At 73.3% G+C, this 20752-nt stretch carries 14 protein-coding genes; 8 read left to right on the forward strand and 6 right to left on the reverse strand.

The annotated features are described in order from the left end of the window. Positions 1-46 precede the first annotated feature (46 nt). Positions 47-2128: a glycoside hydrolase family 2 protein gene (locus tag Sdi02f_RS26715; RefSeq protein WP_108934168.1), complete on the forward strand. Its 2082-nt coding sequence runs from the start codon at positions 47-49 to the stop codon at positions 2126-2128. 65 nt (positions 2129-2193) lie between these two features. Further along, a complete protein-coding gene (locus Sdi02f_RS26720; RefSeq protein WP_053663353.1) occupies positions 2194-3861 on the forward strand; it encodes a sialidase family protein in 1668 nt (555 codons plus the stop codon). A 170-nt stretch (positions 3862-4031) separates the two neighbouring features. On the opposite strand, the gene Sdi02f_RS26725 is transcribed toward Sdi02f_RS26720, so the two are convergent. Genes Sdi02f_RS26725 through Sdi02f_RS26740 form a run of 4 tightly spaced genes read right to left on the reverse strand, consistent with a single transcriptional unit; the run spans position 4032 to position 8539 of the window. Then, positions 4032-5411 (reverse strand): GH1 family beta-glucosidase, encoded by a 1380-nt coding sequence (locus Sdi02f_RS26725; protein ID WP_108934169.1) that lies wholly within the window; start codon positions 5409-5411, stop codon positions 4032-4034. 40 nt (positions 5412-5451) lie between these two features. Continuing rightward, a complete protein-coding gene (locus Sdi02f_RS26730) occupies positions 5452-6279 on the reverse strand; it encodes a carbohydrate ABC transporter permease (RefSeq protein WP_030398824.1) in 828 nt (275 codons plus the stop codon). A gap of 5 nt (positions 6280-6284) precedes the next feature. Next, the gene (locus tag Sdi02f_RS26735; protein WP_108934170.1) at positions 6285-7241 is read right to left on the reverse strand and encodes a carbohydrate ABC transporter permease; all 957 of its coding nucleotides are present in this window, start codon (positions 7239-7241) and stop codon (positions 6285-6287) included. Between the two features lie 11 nt (positions 7242-7252). After that, positions 7253-8539 (reverse strand): ABC transporter substrate-binding protein, encoded by a 1287-nt coding sequence (locus Sdi02f_RS26740; RefSeq protein ID WP_030398826.1) that lies wholly within the window; start codon positions 8537-8539, stop codon positions 7253-7255. 284 nt (positions 8540-8823) lie between these two features. On the opposite strand from Sdi02f_RS26740, the gene yicI reads away from it, so the two are divergent. Further along, complete coding sequence (gene yicI / locus Sdi02f_RS26745) at positions 8824-11094, forward strand: alpha-xylosidase (RefSeq protein WP_108934171.1); 2271 nt, start codon at positions 8824-8826, stop codon at positions 11092-11094. 127 nt (positions 11095-11221) lie between these two features. On the opposite strand, the gene Sdi02f_RS26750 is transcribed toward yicI, so the two are convergent. Next, complete coding sequence (locus tag Sdi02f_RS26750) at positions 11222-12424, reverse strand: cysteine desulfurase-like protein (protein WP_030398828.1); 1203 nt, start codon at positions 12422-12424, stop codon at positions 11222-11224. A 44-nt stretch (positions 12425-12468) separates the two neighbouring features. Further along, entirely contained in the window at positions 12469-13188 is a 720-nt protein-coding gene (locus tag Sdi02f_RS26755) for an aspartate/glutamate racemase family protein (RefSeq protein ID WP_031034086.1), read from the reverse strand. A 262-nt stretch (positions 13189-13450) separates the two neighbouring features. Between Sdi02f_RS26755 and Sdi02f_RS26760 the strand changes: the two genes are divergently transcribed. From Sdi02f_RS26760 to Sdi02f_RS35970, 5 genes are all read left to right on the forward strand, one after another. Further along, the gene (locus tag Sdi02f_RS26760) at positions 13451-14800 is read left to right on the forward strand and encodes a purine-cytosine permease family protein (RefSeq protein WP_037798141.1); all 1350 of its coding nucleotides are present in this window, start codon (positions 13451-13453) and stop codon (positions 14798-14800) included. 55 nt (positions 14801-14855) lie between these two features. Next, positions 14856-16418, forward strand: a complete 1563-nt coding sequence (locus tag Sdi02f_RS26765; protein WP_108934172.1) for a hydantoinase/oxoprolinase N-terminal domain-containing protein — start codon at positions 14856-14858, stop codon at positions 16416-16418. Further along, the gene (locus Sdi02f_RS26770; protein WP_030398832.1) at positions 16411-17490 is read left to right on the forward strand and encodes an S-methyl thiohydantoin desulfurase family protein; all 1080 of its coding nucleotides are present in this window, start codon (positions 16411-16413) and stop codon (positions 17488-17490) included. The genes Sdi02f_RS26765 and Sdi02f_RS26770 overlap by 8 nt, the downstream gene beginning before the upstream one ends. 10 nt (positions 17491-17500) lie before the next feature. Continuing rightward, a complete protein-coding gene (locus tag Sdi02f_RS26775; RefSeq protein WP_108934173.1) occupies positions 17501-18625 on the forward strand; it encodes a DUF917 domain-containing protein in 1125 nt (374 codons plus the stop codon). 580 nt (positions 18626-19205) lie between these two features. Further along, complete coding sequence (locus tag Sdi02f_RS35970; protein ID WP_164366639.1) at positions 19206-20750, forward strand: helix-turn-helix domain-containing protein; 1545 nt, start codon at positions 19206-19208, stop codon at positions 20748-20750. Positions 20751-20752 lie beyond the last annotated feature (2 nt).

Raw genomic sequence — 20752 nt, forward strand, 5'->3', positions numbered from 1 at the left:
CACCGCCCACCGCCCCCAGCCGCACCGAATCGGAGCACACACGCCCATGACCACCCCCCGTCCCGAATACCCCCGCCCGCACTTCGACCGCTCCCACTCCTGGCTCACCCTCAACGGCACCTGGGACTTCCGCGCCGATCCCGCCGAGGCCTACACCGCCGACGCGTCCGACGGCTACGACCGCGCCATCACCGTGCCCTTCGCCTGGGAGACGCCCGCCTCCGGCATCGCCGAGCACTGGCTCCGGACCGCCTGGTACCGGCGCACGTTCACCGTGCCCGCCGACTGGGCCGGACAGCGCGTCGTGCTGCACTTCGGCGCCGTGCACCACGCCGCCACGGTCTGGGTCAACGGCACCGAGGTCGCCCACCACGAGGGCGGCTACACCCCCTTCGCCGCCGACGTCACCGACGCGCTCGGCGACGGAGAGCACCTGCTCACGGTGCGGGTCCACGCCCCGGCGGACAAGCGGGACATCGCCCACGGCAAGCAGCGCAGCATGCCCCGCGACGACTACGACGGCGTCTGCTTCACCCCCTCCTCCGGCATCTGGCAGAGCGTCTGGCTGGAGGCCCGCCCCGCCACCCACCTCGCCGCGCTCCGGCTGCGCCCGAACGACGACCTGACCGGCATCACCGTCGAAGCCGTCGTGCACGGTCCCGCGGCGGACCGCGCCGAACTGCGGCTGCGGGTACGCGACGAGAACACCGCCGTCACGGCGACCCTGGACCCGGGCGGACGGCTGCGCACCGAACTCCCGCTCCCCGCGCCGAGGCTGTGGTCGCCCGAGGACCCGCACCTCTACCACGTCGACGCCGAACTGACCTCCGCCGACGGCACCGACCGGGTCGCCGCCTACACCGGACTGCGCACCCTCACCGTCGACGGCGAATCCCTGTACCTCAACGGGCGGCGGCTGTTCGTGCGGGGCGTGCTCGACCAGGGCTACTGGCCCGAGACCGGCATCACGGCCCCCGACGACGACGCCCTGCGCCGTGACCTCGAACTCGCGGCCGGGGCCGGCTACAACCTCGTCCGCAAGCACCTCAAGCTGGAGGATCCCCGCTTCACCCACCACGCCGACACCCTCGGCATGCTCCTGTGGGCCGAACCCGCCTCGCCCGGCCGCTTCTCGCCCGCCTCCGTCACCGCCTTCACGGAGCAGATCGAGCCGATGGTCGAACGCGACGGCAACAGCCCCGCCATCGTCATCTGGGGCCTGTACAACGAGGAATGGGGCCTGGACTGGGACATCCCCGGCGACCCGGCCAAGCAGCGCGCCACCGCCGACGCCTACGACCGCCTCAAGGCCCTCGACCCCACCCGCCCGGTCGTCGACAACTCCGGCTGGACCCACGTCAAGACCGACCTGCTCGACTGGCACTACTACGACGAGAGCGCCGCCTCCTGGGCCACCACCGTCGCCGACCTGCTCTCCGGCGAACGCGACGACTTCCCCGTCAAGCTCGGCCCCGACTTCGTCGTCCACAAGAAGCTCGCCGTCCCCGGCCAGCCGCTGCGCGGCCTGCCCAACCTCAACAGCGAGTACGGCGGCGGCTTCACCGGCCTGGACCGCGCCTGGCACCTGCGCTGGCAGACCCAGGAGCTGCGCCGTCACGACCGGCTCGCCGGGTACGTGTACACGGAGCTGTACGACATCGAGCACGAGAGCGCCGGGCTGCTGGACTTCGGGCGCGGGGCGAAGGACCTGGCAGGTGTCGACCCGGCCCACGTCAACGCGCCGACCACCCTCGTCCTGGACGTGACGCCGGTGGCGCCGGGCCGCGACCTGCTCACCGCCGGCCCCGACTTCACGGTCGACGTGCACGTCTCCCACCACGGCACCGACCCCGTCGCGGGCACGGTTCACACCACCTGGACCCCGGTGTACGCCACGACACCCGACGCGCCCGGCGACGCCGTCCCCGGCTGCCGCGCGGAGGCCAAGCCCTACGTCCTCGGCGCCGCCGTCACGGTGCCCGCCACGCTGCCCGACGGCTGGGTCAGCGGGCGGCTGCACCTGGCGCTGGTCGTGGACGGCACCGTCGCCGCCCGGACCGCGCTGGACGTGGACACGCGGACCGCCCCGCACATCGGCGACGACCCCCTGGCCCGCCCCACCGCCTGACCTCCGTCCCACCCACCCCGCCGACCCCGCACCATCCGACATCCCCACCACCAAGGAGTCGACCCGTGCGCAACCCCTCACTCACCCACGGAAGATCACCGGCCCTGCTCGGCGTCCTCGCCCTGCTCACGGCCCTGCTGTCCCTGTGGTCGCAGCCCGCCTCGGCGGCGCCCGCCGGGCAGGTCCTGGCATCACCCGACCTCGCGGCCCACCCGCAGGGCGACAACAGCTACCCCCGCGCCGTCCGCCTCGACCACGACGGCTCGGCCGGCCAGACCATGCTGGCCACCTACGCCAAGCGCGAACAGGGCGCCAGCAACACGCTGCCCGTCCACCGCAGCACCGACGGCGGCCGCACCTGGAGCGCCGCTCCCCTGTCCACCATCACCTCGCACACGGCGGGCTGGGACATCGAGGCACCCGTCCTCTACGAGGTGCCGCGCACCGCGAACGGCCTGAACCAGGGCGACCTCCTCGCCGCCGGCACCGCCTGGAAGGCCGGTGACTACACCACCCAGCGCGTCGAGGTGTTCAAGAGCACCGACCACGGCCGGAGCTGGCAGTACCTCTCCGACTGCACCCGCACCAGCGGCCTGCCCGACACCATCGGGCACGGCATCTGGGAACCGTGGTTCCTGCTGGCCCCCGACAACACACTGGCCTGTTTCATCTCCGACGAGCGGCCCGCCAACAGCCCCACCAACAACCAGGTCATCGGCCACTACACCTCCACCGACGGCGGCCGCACCTGGAGCGGCACGCTCACCCAGGACGTCGCCTTCCCCGCCGACAACCTCGCCCGCCCCGGCATGTCGATCGTCGTCCCGCTGCCCGACGGGCGGTTCATGATGGCGTACGAGATGTGCCGGGACGCCACCGACGCCGACCACGCCTGCGAGGTGTACACCAAGACCAGCCCCGACGGTCTGAACTGGGCGCCCGCCGACAACCGGGGCACCCTGGTGCGCACCGCCGACGGCAGGGAACTGCTGCACACCCCCTACCTCGCCTGGGTACCGGGCGGCGGCCCCGACGGCACCCTGCTGATGTCCGGCCAGCGCGTGGTGAGCGGACCCACCGGGAACAAGACGGTCCTGTCGGAGTCCGGCACCGTGGTCTTCGCCAACACCGACCTCGGCGCGGGGGAGTGGACCGAGATCGAGGCCCCGGTCCTGACCGACCCCACCGGCGGCTACAACCCCGGCGAGCCCTCCTGCCCCGGCTACAGCTCACCGATCGTGCCGCGCGCCGACGGCACCTCCTTCCTCTACCTGACCGCCACCTGGCTCGGCACCGGCAACCAGTGCCAGGTCCGCTTCGGCACCGGCGGCCTCGGCGGACCGGTCGGCCGGGTCACCACGCCGTGGGTCGCGGGCAAGTGCCTCGACGTCGACACCAACACCAGTGGCAACGGCAACGCCGCCCAGCTGTGGGACTGCAGCACCGCCACCGGACAGCGCTGGTCCGTGGCCCCCGACGGCACGGTGCGCGCCTTCGGCAAGTGCCTGGACATCGACGGCAACGGCACGGCCAACTTCACCAAGGTCCAGGTGTGGGACTGCGCCCCGGGCGTCGGCGGCCAGCAGTGGCGCCACCGGGCCGACGGCTCGCTGTTCAACCCCCAGTCCGGCCGCTGCCTGGACATCCCGTCCGGCGGCACCGCCAACGGCACCAGGCTGCAGATCTACGACTGCAACGGCCTCGGCACCCAGAAGTGGAACCTGCCGGCCTAGCCACGAGGGCGGTCGACGGCTTCGGGCCTCCTCCTCGCTCGGCGACGGGGCCCGGGGCGCGGCCGGTGTGATCGTCCGCGAGGTGCCGGCCGACCCGGCGGCGTACGCGGAACGGGACGCGGGCTGATGCGGAGGGCGGCCGTCCGGCCGCCCTCCGCACCCTGCCCGGGTCACCCGCGGTGCGCGGCGATCATCTCCCGGTACCAGCGGTAGCTGTCCTTCGGCGTGCGCTCCTGCGTGTCGTAGTCGACCCGCACGATGCCGAAGCGCTTGTCGTAGCCGTACGCCCACTCGAAGTTGTCCAGCAGGGACCACACGTAGTAGCCGCGCACGTCCACGCCCGCGTCGATCGCCGCGCGCAGCGCGGTCAGGTGGTCGCGCAGGTAGGCGACGCGGTCGGTGTCGTGCACCGTGCCGTCGGCGGCGGGCGCGTCGTCCTCCGCCGAGCCGTTCTCCGTGATGTGGACGGGCGGCAGCGCGTCGCCGTACCGCTCCTTCAGCGCGACGAGCAGGTCGGTGAAGCTGTCCGGGACGACCGGCCAGCCCATCGCCGTGTGCCGCACCCCGGGGAGCCGCACCTCCTCGTAGCGGTTGTCCGTCGCCACGCGCAGCGCGGGGTCGCTCTCGCGGTGCGGGGCGTCCGCGACCACGATCGGGCGGTAGTAGTTGACGCCGAGGAAGTCGAGCGGCTGGGAGATCAGCTCCAGGTCGCCGTCGCGGCGGAAGTCCTCCCCGGTGATCAGCTCGCCCCAGGTCTCCTCCTCGGTGGCCGGGTAGCGGCCCGCGAGGATCGGCTCGGTCCACACCAGGTTGTGCTGGGTGTCCGCGCGGACCACCGCCGCGGCGTCGGCGGGGGAGTCGGTCGCGGGCAGGTTGCGGTCCAGGTTGAGCGTGATGCCGACCTCGCGCACCCCGGCCGCGCGCAGCGCCCGCACGGCCAGCCCGTGACCGACCAGCAGGTGGTGGGCGGCGGCCAGCGCGCCCCGGCCCTCCTTGGCGCCCGGCGCGTGCCGGCCGATGGAGTAGCCGAGGAAGGCACTGCACCAGGGCTCGTTGAGGGTGATCCAGCGCGGCACCCGGTCGCCCAGGTGCTCCGCGACCACCGCCGTGTACTCGGCGAAGCGCTCCGCCGTCTCCCGCACCCGCCAGCCGCCCCGGTCCTCCAGGGCCTGCGGCAGGTCCCAGTGGTAGAGGGTGGCGGCCGGTTCGATGCCCGCCGCGAGCAGTTCGTCCACCAGACGGGAGTAGAAGTCCAGGCCCTTGGGGTTCACGGCGCCCGAGCCGTCCGGCACGATCCGCGGCCAGGCGATCGAGAAGCGGTAGGAGTCCACGCCGAGGTCGCGGAGCAGGGCCACGTCCTCGGGGTAGCGGTGGTAGTGGTCGCAGGCCACGTCACCGGTGTCGCCCTTCACCACCAGCCCAGGGGTGTGGCTGTAGGTGTCCCAGATCGAAGGACCGCGGCCGTCCTCGGCCGCCGCGCCCTCGATCTGGTACGAGGCGGTCGCGGCGCCGAAGACGAAGCCGGGCGGGAAACCGGGGTAGTCACTCATGCTGTGGTGCTCATCTCCGTACGTGCGGGGTGTGCGGGGTTCACTTGACGGAACCGCCGGTGATCCCGGCGGCGATGTACTTCTGGGCGAGGACGAGGAGGATCGCGGCGGGCACCGCCGACAGCACGGAGGCGGCCATCACCGAGCCCCAGTCGCCGACGTGCGCGCCGATGTACTGGTAGATGCCCAGGGTGATGGGCTTGACGTCGTCGGTCGTGTTCAGGGTGAGCGCGAACATGAAGTCGCTCCACGAGAACAGGAACGCGAACAGCCCCGAGGTGATCAGGGAGTTGCGGCTCATCGGCAGCACCACCCGGACGAAGGTGCGTACCGGTCCCGCTCCGTCGATCTGCGCGGCCTCGATCACCTCGCCCGGGATCGACACCATGAAGGAGCGCATCAGCACGATCGAGAACGGGATGCCCAGCGAGGCGTCGGCCAGCATCAGGCCGAAGTAGGAGTTGACCAGGCCCAGGTCGACGTAGGAGTTGTAGAGGGCGTTGGCGATGACGATGCCCGGCACCATCTGGGTGATCAGCGTGCCGAACACGATGGTGCGCGAGCCGCGCAGCCCGAACCGCGCGAGGCCGTAGGCGGCCGGCGCGGAGATCACCAGGCAGATGGCGACCGCGCCGAGGGAGACCGCCAGCGAGGTCAGCAGGTGCCCGCCCTGGTCGGTGACCGCCTTGGAGAAGCCGGACAGGTCCAGGCTGCCCGGCACCGGGTCGACCTGCAGCAGCCCCGAGTCGGGCTGGAGCGCGGTGTTGAGCATCCAGTACAGCGGGAACAGCATCACGCACAGGATGAGCACGCCGGCGACGGTGGAACCCCAGCGGCGCCGGGAGGCGGTGGGCGTGTGGGAGGCCATGGACGTCACTTCCCCTCGGTGCGGTTGGCCCGCAGGTAGAACACCGCGAACACGGCGGAGATCAGGATGAGTACGTTGCCGACGACGGCGCCCGCGCCGAAGTCGAGCTGGACGAACGAGTTCTGGTAGGTCAGCGTGCCCAGCGTCTGGGTGGCGTCGGCCGGGCCGCCGTCGGTCAGGGCGAGGATCAGGTCGAGGATCTTCACCGTCGACATGAAGCCGAGCACGAGGACGACCGTGACGACGGGCTTGAGCATCGGCAGGGTGACCGAGCGGAAGGTCCGCCAGGCCGAGGCGCCGTCGAGGGCGGCGGCCTCGTGCAGCTCCTTCGGGATCTCCTGGAGACCGCCGTACAGGATGACCATGTTGAAGGGGATGCCGATCCAGATGTTGACCAGGACGACCGACAGCAGAGCCATCTCCGGGCTCGTCAGCCACGGCGTGTGGCCGCCGATGCCCAGGGTGTCCAGGAACGAGTTGAGCACCCCGGTGTCCTGGTCGAGGATGCGCCGCCAGACGATGCCGGACACCACCATGGGCACCAGCCAGGGCAGCAGGATCAGCGAGCGCAGCACCCCGTTGAGCGGGAAGCGGCGGCTGAAGAAGACCGCGAGCGCCAGACCGATGCAGAACTGGCCGAGCAGCGAGCCGGCCGTGAAGACGAGCGTGTGCCACAGGGCCTTGCCGAACAGGGCGTCCTGGAACACGTGGGACCAGTTGTCGGCGCCGTTGAAGGGCGCCTCACCGGTGAAGAAGGTCTTCGGCGTGTAGTCCTGGAAGCTCATCACGACGTTGCGCACGAGCGGGTAGCCGAAGAACAGCAGCATGAAGACGACGGCGGGGGCGACGAACCCCCACTGGGCGAGCCTGCGGCGGCGCGCGATCCGGCCGGGGTCCGGCGCGGCGGCGAGGGACGTGGTCGAGGGCGCCTGCGCGGAGACGGTGGAGGTGGGCGTGGTCATGGGGGCGTACCTCAGTTCCCGCTCGTGGCCCGCTGCTGGGCGCGCTTCAGGGCGGTCTCACTGGACTGGCCGGTCAGGGCGGACTGGAAGGCGCTCTGCAGGGCGAGCGACACGCTCGACCAGCCGGCGCCGAGCTTCGCCGTCCGGGACCGGGCGACGGCCACCTGGTCGGCGAGGGAGTCCAGCTCGGGCACCTTCTCGCGCCAGACGGCGGCGGCCTTGGCGTTGGCGGGGACCATCCAGCTGTTGAGCGCGTAGGTGAGCTGCTCCTTCTCGCTCGCCAGGCAGGCGACGATCTTCCCGGCGGTCTTCTCCCGTGCCTCGTCACCGGTGTTCGGCACGGTCAGGACGGCGCCGCCGAGCGGACCCACCGAGTCCTCGCCGGTCCGGGGCACCGGGATCGGCGCGATGCCCCAGTGCAGCGACTTGTCGCCGTTGAGGGTCTCCACCTGCCACGGGCCGTTGACCATCATCGCCGCGTTGCCGGCCATGAACTGGTCGTTGACGTCCGCCTGCGTCCAGTTGACCGTGGACTTCGACAGCGAACCGTCCTTCAGCAGGCCCTTCCAGTAGTCCAGGGCCTCGACGACCTTCGGGCCGTCCAGGTCGGTCTCGTCGCCGCCGTTGGACCACATGAAGGGCGTGAACTGGAAGACGCCGTCCTCCGCGCCGCCCGCGCTGAGCGCCAGGCCGTACTGCTTGCCCCGCGTGAGCTTCTTCGCCGTCTCCCGCAGCTCGGCCCAGGTGGTGGGCACCCGCACGCCCGCCTTGTCCAGGACGTCCTTGTTGTAGAAGAGGGCGAGGGTGTTCACGGAGCGGGCCGCGCCGTAGTACGTCCCCTTGTACGAGCCGAAGTCGACGATGCCGTCGGGGATGTCGTCGGTGCTCAGCCCCAGGGTCCTCAGGTCCACCAGGCCGCCCGCGTCGGCGAAGGTCGGCATCTCGGACGCGTCGAACTGCACGATGTCGGGCAGCGACTTGGAGGAGGCCATGCGCAGCGCCTTCGTCATCACCTGCGCGGCGGGGACGCTCTGCTGCTCGATGGTGACGCCCAGCTCCTTGCCGCAGCGGGCCATCGCCTCCGCGTCCCAGCGGTGGTACGACTCGTCGGTCGAGGAGTTCATCACGGTGTACGTGTCGGCGTCGCGCTGCTGACCGCAGCCGGCCAGCGCCGCTCCGGCGACCAGCACGGACACGGCCGTGAACGGCGCGAGGACGCGGCGTGAGCGTCCACGCCCGCGGCGCGTGGCAGCCGGAGGGTGTGCTGTCAAGGCGAGCGAGGTGAAGCGCTTCGACATGGTGCGGCCCTTGCTGTCGTACCGTCCGGCTTCCTCGCCGGACCGATTTGTTTGATGACATGACTAATACGTCACGAACCCGCTCCGGCGCTAGAGGAAAGTGGCCCCCCTCTCTTGGCTCCGTTGGGTGATGAACTTGTTCTCTGCGGTAGTAACCGCTGGTCAGAGCCGTTCGACCACGGTGAGCGCCTCGGCGCGGGGATTTGTTTTGTGTACGATCAAAACGCTGTGAGACGGCCTCCGTGCTCCCCATCCGACAGCTCCCGCCCCACCCGAGGAAGATCATGAAGTTCACCGACGGCTTCTGGCTCATCCGCGAGGGTGTGCATCTCTCGTACGCCACCGAGGTACGCGATGTACGTCCCCAATCGAAGCGCTTCACCGCCCATGCCGCCGTGAAGAAGGTGACGCGGAGGGGGGACACGCTCAACGCGCCGCTCCTCACGGTCGAGTGCTTCTCTCCCGCCGAGGGTGTCATCGGCGTCCGCGTCACCCACCACGCCGGCAAGCGCCGGCCCGGCCCCGACTTCGCCCTCGCCGGCGCGGCGGACGGGGCCGGCGAGGTCCGTCAGGACGGCACCGTCACCGAGCTGACCAGCGGTCCGCTCACCCTCCGCCTGGACCGGGAGGGGCCCTGGGGCCTCACCTTCCACGACGCGGACGGACGCGAGCTGACCCGCGCCGACGCCAAGGGCACCGCCTTCGCCACCACCGGCGACGGCGCCCACCACATGCTCAGCCGCCTCGCCCTCGGCGTCGGCGAGCAGATCTACGGCCTCGGCGAGCGCTTCACCCCGTTCGTCAAGAACGGCCAGGTCGTCGACATGTGGCAGGCCGACGGCGGCACCAGCAGCGAGCAGGCGTACAAGAACATCCCGTTCTACCTCTCCTCGCGCGGCTACGGCGTCTTCGTCAACCACCCCGGCGCCGTCTCCTTCGAGGTCGGCTCCGAGTCCGTCGGCCAGGTGCAGTTCAGCGTCGAGGACCAGACGCTGGAGTACTACGTCGTCGCCGGGCCCGCCCCCAAGGACGTCCTCACCCGCTACACCGCCCTCACCGGCCGCCCCGCCCTGCCGCCCGCCTGGTCCTTCGGCCTGTGGCTCACCACGTCCTTCACCACGTCGTACGACGAGCAGACCGTGACGTCCTTCGTGGACGGCATGGCCGAGCGCGGCATCCCGCTCTCCGTCTTCCACTTCGACTGCTTCTGGATGCGCGAGTACCAGTGGTGCGACTTCCAGTGGGACCCGGACGTCTTCCCGGACCCCGACGGCATGCTCGCCCGGCTCAAGGCCAAGGGGCTGAGGGTCAGCGCCTGGATCAACCCCTACATCGCCCAGAAGTCCCCGCTGTTCGACGAGGCCGCCGCCCTCGGGCACCTGGTGCGCAGGCCGGACGGCGACATCTGGCAGTGGGACCTGTGGCAGGCCGGCATGGGGCTGGTCGACTTCACCAGCCCGGCCGCCCGCGACTGGTACGCCGGGAAGCTCAAGCCGCTGCTCGACCAGGGTGTGGACTGCTTCAAGACGGACTTCGGCGAGCGCGTCCCCACCGACGTGGTCTGGCACGACGGCTCCGACCCGGAGCGCATGCACAACTACTACACGCACCTGTTCAACCGCACCGTCTTCGAACTCCTGGAGAAGGAGCGCGGTCAGGGCGAGGCCGTCCTCTTCGCCCGTTCGGCGACCGCGGGCGGCCAGCAGTACCCGGTCCACTGGGGCGGCGACTGCTGGTCGTCCTTCGAGGCGATGGCCGAGTCACTGCGCGGCGGCCTGTCCCTGTCCCTGAGCGGCTTCGGCTTCTGGAGCCACGACATCGGCGGCTTCGAGGGCACGCCCGACCCGGCGGTCTTCAAGCGCTGGCTGGCCTTCGGCCTGCTCTCCTCGCACAGCCGGCTGCACGGCTCCTCGTCGTACCGGGTGCCGTGGGAGTTCGGCGAGGAGGCCGTGGACGTCGCCCGCGGCTTCACCCTCCTCAAGCACCGCCTGATGCCGTACCTGTACGGCGTCGCCGCCGAGGCCCACCGCACCGGCGTGCCGATGATGCGGCCGATGGTCCTGGAGTTCCCGCACGACCCGGCGTGCCGTCCGCTGGACCGCCAGTACATGCTCGGCCCCGACGTCCTGGTCGCCCCGGTCTTCACCGAGGAGGGCGAGGTCGAGGTCTACCTCCCCGCGGGCACCTGGACCCACCTCCTGTCCGGCGAGCGCGTCACCGGCCCGGCCTGGCGCACCGAACGGCACGGCTACGACAGCCTGCCGCTGTACGTCCGCGAGGGCGCCGTCCTGCCGCTGGCCTCCGACGACCAACGGCCCGACGGCGACTGGCTGGACGCGCCGACCCTGCTGGTCCACCCGGGCGCCGACGCCGACTACGCGGCCGAGGTGACCGTGCCCGACCTGCTGGGCGCACCGGCCGCGAGCTTCCGCGTGCGGCGCGACGGGGACGCCCTGCGGGTGACCGCGAGCGGTACGGACCGTCCCTTCACCGTCCGGGTCGCGGGCGGCGCGAGCGCGGAGGGCGCCGGGGAGGTGACCGTACCGCTGACCTGACTCCGGCGAGGGGGTGGACCACACGGCGAAGCGGCACGCGGGGGCGCGTGCCGCTTCGCTCTGCCGGGCATCCTGCGCGGTGTTCCGCGGAGGTGCGGGGGTGTTCCGCGGAGGTGCGGGGTGTGTCTCAGCGCTCCAGGGTGCCGAGCGCCGTCAGCAGCCGGTCCACGTCCTCCGCGCTGGTGTACGGCGCCAGGCCCACGCGTACGCCGCCCTCGTCGCCGAGGCCCAGCCGGCGCGCCGCCTCCACCGCGTAGAAGGAACCGGCCGGCGCGTCGACCGCCCGCTCGGCGAGCTGCCGGTAGACGTCGGCCGGGCGCAGGCCCGCCACGGTGAACAGCAGCGTCGGAGTGCGCCGCGCGGCCCGTGAGTACACGGTGATCCCGTCGAGCTCCGCGAGCCCTCGTTCGAGCCGCTCGCGCAGCGCGTCCTCGTGCGCCTCCAGTGCCGCGAAGGAGGCGACCAGCCGGTCCCGGCGAGAGCCCCCGGCCTCGGGGTCGAGCCCCGCCAGGAAGTCCACCGCCGCGCTCGCCCCGGCCAGCAACTCGTAGGGCAGGGTGCCCAGTTCGAAACGCTCGGGCACGGTGTCGGCGGACGGCAGCAGCTTGTCCGGGCGCAGCGACTCCAGCAGTTCGGCCCGGCCGGTCAGCACGCCCAGGTGCGGGCCGAGGAACTTGTACGGCGAGCACACCAGCGTGTCCGCGCCCGTCGCCGCCAGGTCCACCACGGCGTGCGAGGCGTAGTGCACCGCGTCGACGTGGAAGTGCGCCCCGTTCGAGTGCACGAGGGACGCCAGCGCCGGCAGGTCCGGCATGGTCCCGATCAGGTTCGACGCGGCGGTCACCGCGACCAGCCTGGTGCGCGGCCCCAGCACCGCCGCGAGGTGCTCGGGACGCAGCTCGCCCGTGGCCGGGTCGAAGTCCGCCCACCGCACGTCTGCCCCGGCCGCCTCGGCCGCCTGCACCCAGGGCCGGATGTTCGAGTCGTGGTCGAGCCGGGTGACCACCACCTCGTCGCCCGGCCCCCAGCCCTTGGCCAGGGTCCGCGACAGGTCGTAGGCGAGCTGGGTGGCGCTGCGCCCGAAGACGACCGTCCCCGGCGTGGTCCCGAGGAGGTCGGCGAGCGCGGACCGCGCCTCGTCGACGATCCGGTCCGCGTTGCGCTCGCCCTCGGTGTTGCGCCCCCGGTTGGCGAGCGGTGCGGTCAGTGCCGCCGCGATGGCGTCGATCACCGGCTGCGGGGTCTGCGTACCGCCCGGCGCGTCGAACCGCGCGGTACCGGACTTCAGGGCGGGCACGTGCGCGCGGATCGCGGCGACGTCGAGGGCCATGGGGCAACTCCAGGGTCGTGGGCCAGGCGGACGGGGGATGGTCGTCAGGCGATGCGGTCCTTCGGCCGGGGCGGCAGGTAGGTGGTACGGCTGGGCCGCACCCCGAGCCGCACCTGCGACTCCAGCCACATGATCGCAGCACCCGTGGGGTCGACGACAGGGACGAACGGGCCCTCGGCGGCCAGGCGCTCCTGGAGGGCCGCGGCGACGCCCAGCATCCCGGTGCAGCCCAGCACGATCACGTCCGCCTCCCGCGCCGCCACCGCGGCCCGGGCCTGCTCGGCGAGTGCGTCGACCAGCCGGTCGCCGGCGTCCAGGTCGAGGACGGGGATGTCGACGACCCGGATCGGTCCGACCCGCCCGGTCAGCGCGTAGCGCCGGACCAGGCCGTGCAGCATCGGCAGCACGTTCGGCAGGACGGTGATCACCCCCGTGCGCTCGCCGAGCGCGAGGGAGGTGAGCACCGCGGGCTCGAAGCCGCCGACCACCGGGATGTCCACGATCTCCCGGGCCGCCTGCACGCCGGGGTCGCCGAAGCAGCTGACGAACACCGCGTCCGCGCCGTCCGCGGCGGCTTCACCCACCGCGTCGAGGATGCCGGGGCCGGCGAGGGCCTCGTCGTACTCGGACTCGATGGAGGCGGTGCCCCGCGCGATGCGGCGGACCTCGACCTCCGTGCCGGGCGACACCCAGGCGCCCACCTCGCGGCGGACCTCCTCGGTGAACGCGTCGGTGATGACGGGGAGCACGACCGTGAGCTTCACAGCACCTCCAGGGGGCGGGTGGGGCGGTCGGCCCACCCTGCGCGGGCCCGCCGAGGGGCACAAGGTGCGAGGCGCACAGCCGGGGGGCGACGACGGTGCCGACCGCACCGCCGACGCGTCCGCCCCGGTCCGTGGCCACCGCCCGACTGTGCGGGGTGCCCTGCCGATGCCGCGAACCGGTGCCTGATGCACGGTGACCGCCCGGGGGCGGCGGCCTAGTCTCGGCGCACCGCATCCGGCGCCCCGCCCCTCTGGAGTCCCCATGGCGTCCTCTTCAGGACACGACGACCACGCGCTGGCCCGCGTGCCGCAGACGGCCCGGTTCCACTGGTTCTCGGTGGCGACCCAGCGCTTCGGCCAGCTCTCCACCCTGGCCAGCTTCCTCATCGGCGCGACCCTCGGCTTCGGCATGACCTTCTGGAACGCCGTACTCGCCATCACCCTCGGCGCGGTGATCCTCGAGGTCATGACGGTCTTCACCGGCATCGCCGGCCAGCGCGAGGGGCTCTCCACGTCGCTGCTGGCCCGCTGGACCGGGTTCGGCGCGGCCGGCGCCTCCCTCATCGGACTCGCCATCGGCATCAGCGCCGTCGGCTGGTTCGGCATCCAGAACGCGGTCTCCGCGGACGGCCTGGTGAACCTCGTCGGCGTCCTGCCCTCCTGGGGCTGGGCCCTGGTGGTGGGACTGCTCATCACCGCGATCGTGGTCCACGGCGTAGGCTCCATGGCGTGGGCCGCCTACGTCACCGTCCCCGCCTTCCTGCTGATGGCGGGCTGGTCCATCACCGTCGAACTGTCCCGGCACGACCTGGGCGCCCTGACCTCCGCCCAGCCGGCGGGACCCTCGCTGTCCCTGCTCCAGGGCACCACCATCGTCGCGGGCGGCTTCATCGTCGGCGCGGTCATCACCCCCGACATGAGCCGCTTCAACCGCAGCGGCAAGGACGTCGTCAAGCAGACGGTCGTCGGCATCACGGTCGGCGAGTACGTCATCGGCCTGATCGGCGTGCTCCTCGCCCTCGCCCTGCGCACCAACGACGTCATCGCCATCGTCACGTCCACCTCGGGCTTCCTCGGCACACTGATCATCGTGGCCGCCACCATCAAGGTGAACGACTGGAACCTGTACGCCGCCTCCCTCGGCGTCGTCACCTTCGTCGACCAGGCCTTCGGCCGCCGCCTCCACCGGGGCGCCGTCACCGTCGTCGTCGGGGTGCTCGGCTCCCTGCTGGGCGCGGCCGGGGTCCTCGACAACTTCACCGACTTCCTCGACCTGCTGGGCGTCCTCTTCCCGCCGATCGCCGGGATCATGGTCGCCGAGTACTTCGTCGCCCGCACCTGGCGCTCCGGCCTGGACGAGACCCGCGACAGCGGCGAACTCCCCGCCGCCTCGCCCATGTGGGTGCCCGCCGGACTGATCACCTGGGCCGTCGCGGCCGTCGTGGGGAAGTACGTCGACTGGGGCCTGCCGTCGATCAACTCGATCGCCGTCGCCTTCGTGCTCTACCTCGCCGCCGCCCGCCTCGGCCTGGTCCGCGGGGTGGGCACCGCACCGACCCGCCGCGCCGTCCCCGGGACGGCGACCGGCACCCCCGGCGTCCCCGCCGCCTGACCGCGCACGCCACCGGCGTACGCGGCCACCGAAAGAGAAAGGCAGGACAACCCACATGCTCCGACTGGGCATCGACGTGGGCGGCACCAACACCGACGCCGTCCTCATCGACGGCGACCGCGTGCTGGGCGCCGTGAAGGCGTCCACCACGGCCGACGTCACCGGCGGCATCGTCACCGCCCTCGGCGACCTCCGGCAGGCCACCGGCTTCGACCCGGCCGCCGTCCAGGCGGTGATGATCGGCACCACCCACTTCATCAACGCGCTGGTGGAGGGCGAACGCCTGGCGCAGACCGCCGCCATCCGGTTCGGGCTGCCCGCCACGCGCGCCCTGCCCCCGCTGGTCGACTGGCCCGACCGCCTGGTCACCGCGATCGGCGGCCACAGCCATCTGTGCCACGGCGGACACGAGTACGACGGCACCCCGATCGCGGCCTTCGACGAGGCCGAGTTCCGCGCGGTCCTGGACCGCGCGGTGGCCGCCGGCGCCACCTCCTTCGCGCTGTCCTCCGTCTTCTCCCCGGTCAACGCGGAGTTCGAGACCCGTGCCGCCGAGATCATCGCCGAGCAACTGCCCGGCGCCCCGGTGAGCCTCTCCCACGAGATCGGCCGCATGGGCCTGCTCGGCCGGGAGAACGCCACCGTCGTCAACGCCGCCCTGCGCGGCCTCGCCGACCAGGTCGCCACCGGACTGCTCCGCACGGTCGCGGAGGCCGGCATCAACGCGCCGGTCTTCCTCAGCCAGAACGACGGCACCCTGATGGACGTCGACTACGCCCGCCGCTACCCGGTGGCGACCTTCGCTTCGGGACCGACCAACTCCATGCGCGGCGCCGCGTTCCTGTCCCGGCTGCCGTCCTGCGCCGTCGTCGACATCGGCGGCACCACCAGCGACGTCGGCATCCTCCAGCAGGGCTTCCCGCGCGAGGCGTCCACGGACGTCAACGTGGCCGGCGTGCAGACCAACTTCCGCATGCCCGACGTGCTCTCGATCGGCATCGGCGGTGGCAGCCACGTCCTGCACCAGGCGTCCGGCACCGCCGTCGGCCCCGCCAGCGTCGGCTACCGGCTCGCCCAGGAGGCCCTCGTCTTCGGCGGCACCCGCCTCACCGCCACCGACGTCGCGGTGGCCGGCGGGCGCGCCGAGGTGGGGGACGCCTCGCTCGTCGCCCACCTCGACAGGAGCGTGGTGGACGCCGCCCTGCGCTTCGTCGACGACCGGCTCGCCGAGGTCGTCGACCGGATGCGGGCCTCCGCCGAACCGGTGCCCGTCGTCGCCGTCGGCGGCGGCAGCATCCTGGTGCCCGAGGACCTCGCGGGCGCGTCCCGCGTGGTGCGCCCCGACCACTTCGCCGTGGCCAACGCCATCGGCGCGGCGATCGCCCAGGTCGGCGGCGAGGTCGACCGGGTCTACTCGGTCGTACCGCAGCAGCGCGACACCGTGCTCGACGAGGCCCGTCAGGAGGCCGTCGACCGAGCGGTGGCCGCCGGAGCCCGGCCGGGCTCCGTCGAGATCGTCGACATCGAGGAAGTACCGCTGGCCTACCTGCCGGGCAACGCCACCCGGATCCGGGTCAAGGCCGTCGGAGAGCTGAGCCTGGGAGGCCCCCGTGCGTGAGATCACCGCCGACCACCTGCCCGACCTCGCCCGCGGGGCCGCCGTGCTCGGCACCGGGGGAGGCGGCGACCCGTTCGTCGGCCGCCTCCTCGCCGAGCAGGCGCTGAAGCGGAACGGTCCCGTCACCCTCCTCGGCCTCGACGAGATCGACGACGGGGCGTTCATCGTCCCGACCGCCTTCATGGGGGCGCCCACGGTGATGCTGGAGAAGCTCCCCTCGGGCGACGAGATCATCGGCGCCATGCGGGCTCTGGAGGAACTCCTGGGCCGCAGGGCCACCCACACCGTCTCCATCGAGGCGGGCGGCCTGAACTCCATGTCGCCGTTCGTCGCCGCCGCCGAGGCGGGCGTCCCGCTGATCGACGCCGACGGCATGGGCCGTGCCTTCCCCGAGCTGCAGATGCTGCTGCCCACCCTGGGCGGTGTGCAGGCGTCCCCGATGGCGCTCGCCGACGAGCGCGGCAACTCCGTCACCCTGCGCACCGACGGCAACGCGTGGGCGGAACGCCTCGCCCGCGCCGCCACCGTCGAGATGGGCTGCAGCGCCGCGGTCAGCCTCTACGCCCTCACCGGCCGCCAGGCCAAGGACCACCTGGTGCCCGGCACCCTGACCCTGTGCGAGCGGGTCGGCCGGGCCATCCGCGAGGCCCGCGAGGGCCACGAGGATCCGGTGGCGGCGGCGTCCGGTGTCCTCGGCGGCCGGACGGTCTTCACCGGGAAGATCGGGGACGTGCAGCGCACCACGACGGGTGGCTTCGCCCGCGGCACGGCCCGGCTCACCGGCCTCGACGCCGACACCGGGTCCGTGCTGGAGCTGTCCTTCCAGAACGAGAACCTGGTCGCCACCCGCGACGGCGAGGTCGTTGTCAGCGTCCCCGACCTGATCTGCGTCCTCGACACCGACTCCGGCGAACCGGTCACCACCGAGACGCTCCGCTACGGTCTGCGGGTCAGCGTCCTCGGCGTGCCCTGCGACCCGCGCTGGCGCGCCCCCGAGGGGCTCGACCTGGCCGGACCCGGCTACTTCGGTTACGCGCACGAGTACGTCCCGTTCCGGGGCGCCGAAGTGTGATGATCGAAGGGTGACCCGCACGTCCGCCGAGGCCCCCTCGCCCGTGTCTCCCGCGCCGCTGACCGCCGCGCGGGTGCCGGCGCTGGCCGCCGGAGCGACCCTGCTCGGCTCCGGCGGCGGGGGAGAGGTGGCCACCGGCGCGCTGCTGCTGAGCGGCGAGCTGGCCGGGGCGCCGGTGCCGCTGCTTCCCGCGGCGGCGCTGGCGCCGGACACCCTGGTGGTGCACGCCGGGCTCGTCGGCGCCCCCGACGTACTGGCCGAACGGCTCGCCGACCCCGACGACTTCGCCGACGCCGTACGCACCGCCGCCGAGGTGGTGGGCGGATCGGCGGGCGCGGTCGGGGTCATCGAGATCGGCGGCCTCAACGCCGTCGTCGCCGCGGTCGCGGCCGCCCGGCTCGGCCTGCCGCTCGTCGACGGCGACCTCATGGGGCGGGCCTTCCCCCGCATCGACCAGACCGTGGCCGCCGTGGCCGGGGTGGACCCGGCGCCGCTCGTCCTGGTCGGCCCCGGCGGGAACACCGTCGTCGTCCGGCAGTGCTCACGCCGCCTGGCCGAACGGCTGCTGCGCGCCAACGTCCTCGCCCTCGGCGGGGCCGCCGCCCTCGCCGTCCACCCCCTGCCCGCCGCCCGGCTCGCGGCGATCGGGGTGCGCGGCTCCGTCTCCGCCTGCCTCGGACTCGGCGACCGCCTCCTCACCGCGCGGGAGGCGGGCGGCACGCCCGAGGGCCTGGCCGACGCCCTCGGCGCCGAACTGCTCGCGGCCGGCCGCGTCGAGGAGCTGGCCCCCCGCCAGGACCTCACCCCCGGGTGGGCGACCCTCACCGACGGGCGTACCGGCGCCGTGGTCCGGGTGGACCTCCTGGACGAGTACCTGGCCGTCACGGTCGACGGCGTCACCCGGGCCGCCGCCCCGCAGATCATCGCCGCCGTCGACCCCAGCGGCCGCCGCCCCCTGCGCGCCGACCAGCTCCGCACCGGCGGCCACCTGATCCTGCTCCGTCTCCCGTCCCTCCATGCTTGGCCCGCCGAGGCGGAACCCCTGGTCGGCCCCACCGCTTTCGGTCTCGACCTGGCGCCGTCCACCGTTCCGGTCGCGGGCCCGGTTACCGGCTCGCCGGGGGGCCGGTCGTGATCCCGGCTGTGAGTGCCGTCGCCCGGTGCCGTGGTGGCGGTCGTGTGGTGTCGTTGCTGTTCGGGTCCGTGTCTGTGTGGCGTGCTGGGGTGGGGCCCCTGGTGGGTGTCGCTGCTTTCGGTCTCGGCTCGGGGGCCGTCCACCGTTTCGGTCGCGGGCCCGGTCGCCGGCTCGCCGGGGGGCCGGTCGTGATCCCGGCTGTGAGTGCCGTTGCCCGGTGCCGTGGTGGCGGTCGTGTGGTGTCGTTGCTGTTCGGGTCCGTGTCTGTGTGGCGTGCTGGGGTGGGGCCCCTGGTGGGTGTCGCTGCTTTCGGTCTCGGCTCGGGGGCCGTCCACCGGCCCGGTCGCGGGTCTTGGTGCCGGCTCGGCGCGGGGCCGGTCCTGACCGCGGCCTTGAGCGTCGCCTCCCGGCTCCGTACCGGCGGCCGCCTGATCGTGCTGCGCCTTGCGTCTTCGCACGGGTGGCCTGCCGGGGCGGAGCCCCTGGTCGACGGGCGTGCTTGCGGTCTCGGCCCGGGGCCGCCCGCCGGTCCGGTCGCGGGCCGCCCGGGGCCCGGTGCCGTCTCGGTGTGGGGGCCGTCGTGACCGCCGTAGCGAGCGTTGCCGACCTGTTGGCCGACCCCGTGCTCGCGGGAGCCCGCACGCTGGCCGGACACGCCGGGCTGGAGCGGGCCGTGCGTGATGTCACCGTCCACCGCGGTGCCCTCGCCCCGGTCGACGGCCACCTGGTGCTCTGCGCCCAGGGGGACGCCACCCCCGCCTACCGGCTCGACGCCCTCGTCCGCCGCGCCCAGGAGGCCGGAGCCGCGGCGCTGTGCGTCACGGCCGACGGCGCGGCCGGCCCCCCGCTGTCCGCCGTACGACTGGCGGACCGGCTGCGGATCCCCGTGCTGTGGGTCGCCACCGACGACCCGTTCCGCCTCGCCCTCGACCTCACCCTGCGGGTCCGTGCCCCCGAGGTGACGCGGGCCCGCACCGTCGAGAACCTGCTCCGCCGCCTCGCCACCCGCACGGAGGGACCGGAGCTGATCGCCGTCGCCCGTGCCGTGCTCGCCGCCGACGTCAGCCTCGTCACCCCCGACGGCGGAGCCATCGTCGGCGACCCGGTGGTGCCGGACGCCCTGCGCCCGGAGCTGGCCGTGCCCCAGCGCACCCCCGGTCTGCTGGCCCACCCCGTGCACGCCGTCCCGTTCGCCGGGCACCTGCCGGGCGGTACGGCGCCGGTCACCGCCTGGCTGGTGTGGCCCTTCGAACGGGCCGACGAGGACCGCGCCGACACCGTCGCGCTGGGCCTCGCCCTGCTCGAACCCTTCGTCCGGTCCTGGCTCGCCGGAGCCCGCACCCGGGCCGACCACGACAGCGCCGTCCGCCGCCGCCTGCTGGCGGAGGTCGTCACCGGCCGGGGGACCGTCAGCCGGGAGGTCGTCGAGCAGGCGGTCGCGCTGGGCTGGCGGCTGGAGGACTGGCACGTGGGCCTGGCCGTGCGCGCCGAGAAACCGCCCGCGGCGGACCGTCCCGACACCGTCCCCGCACCGCTGCTCGCCGCCCTGTCCCGACACGGCGTCACCGCCCAGGCGGTGGCGGAGGGCGACGGCGACTGGGCGCTGTGGTCCAGCAGCGGCCCCCGGCCCGCCGACGACGAACCCCGCCAGCTGCTGCGCCGGGTGCGCCGGGCGCTCGCCGAACTTCCCACGGGCTGGCGGCTGGTGGCCGGCATCGGCAGGCCCCGCCAGGGCCCCGGCGGCCTGGCCGACACCCTGACCGAGGCCCGCAACGCGGCCCGGCTCGCGGCCGCCAGGGACGTCCGGCCGTCCGTGGAACACACCGACGAACTCGGCGTGGGCAGGCTGCTGGCCGCCTGGCAGCAGTCCGACATCACCCGCGCCTTCGCCGAGACCGCGCTCGCCCCGCTGGGCGGCCCCGAGCAAGCCCACCTGCTCACCACCTTGCGGGTCTTCCTCGAGCACGGCGGCTCCGCCGCCGCCACCGCCCGCGCCCTCGGCCTGCACCGCAACACCGTCGCCGCCCGGCTGCGTCAGGTCCGCGAACGGCTCGGCGTCCCTCTGGACGACCCCAGCAACCGGCTCGCCCTCCAGATGGCCTGCCGTGCCCTGACCTCCCCCTGAGA

Source organism: Streptomyces ardesiacus, from assembly GCF_003112575.1.
Classification (GTDB): Bacteria; Actinomycetota; Actinomycetes; order Streptomycetales; family Streptomycetaceae; genus Streptomyces; species Streptomyces ardesiacus.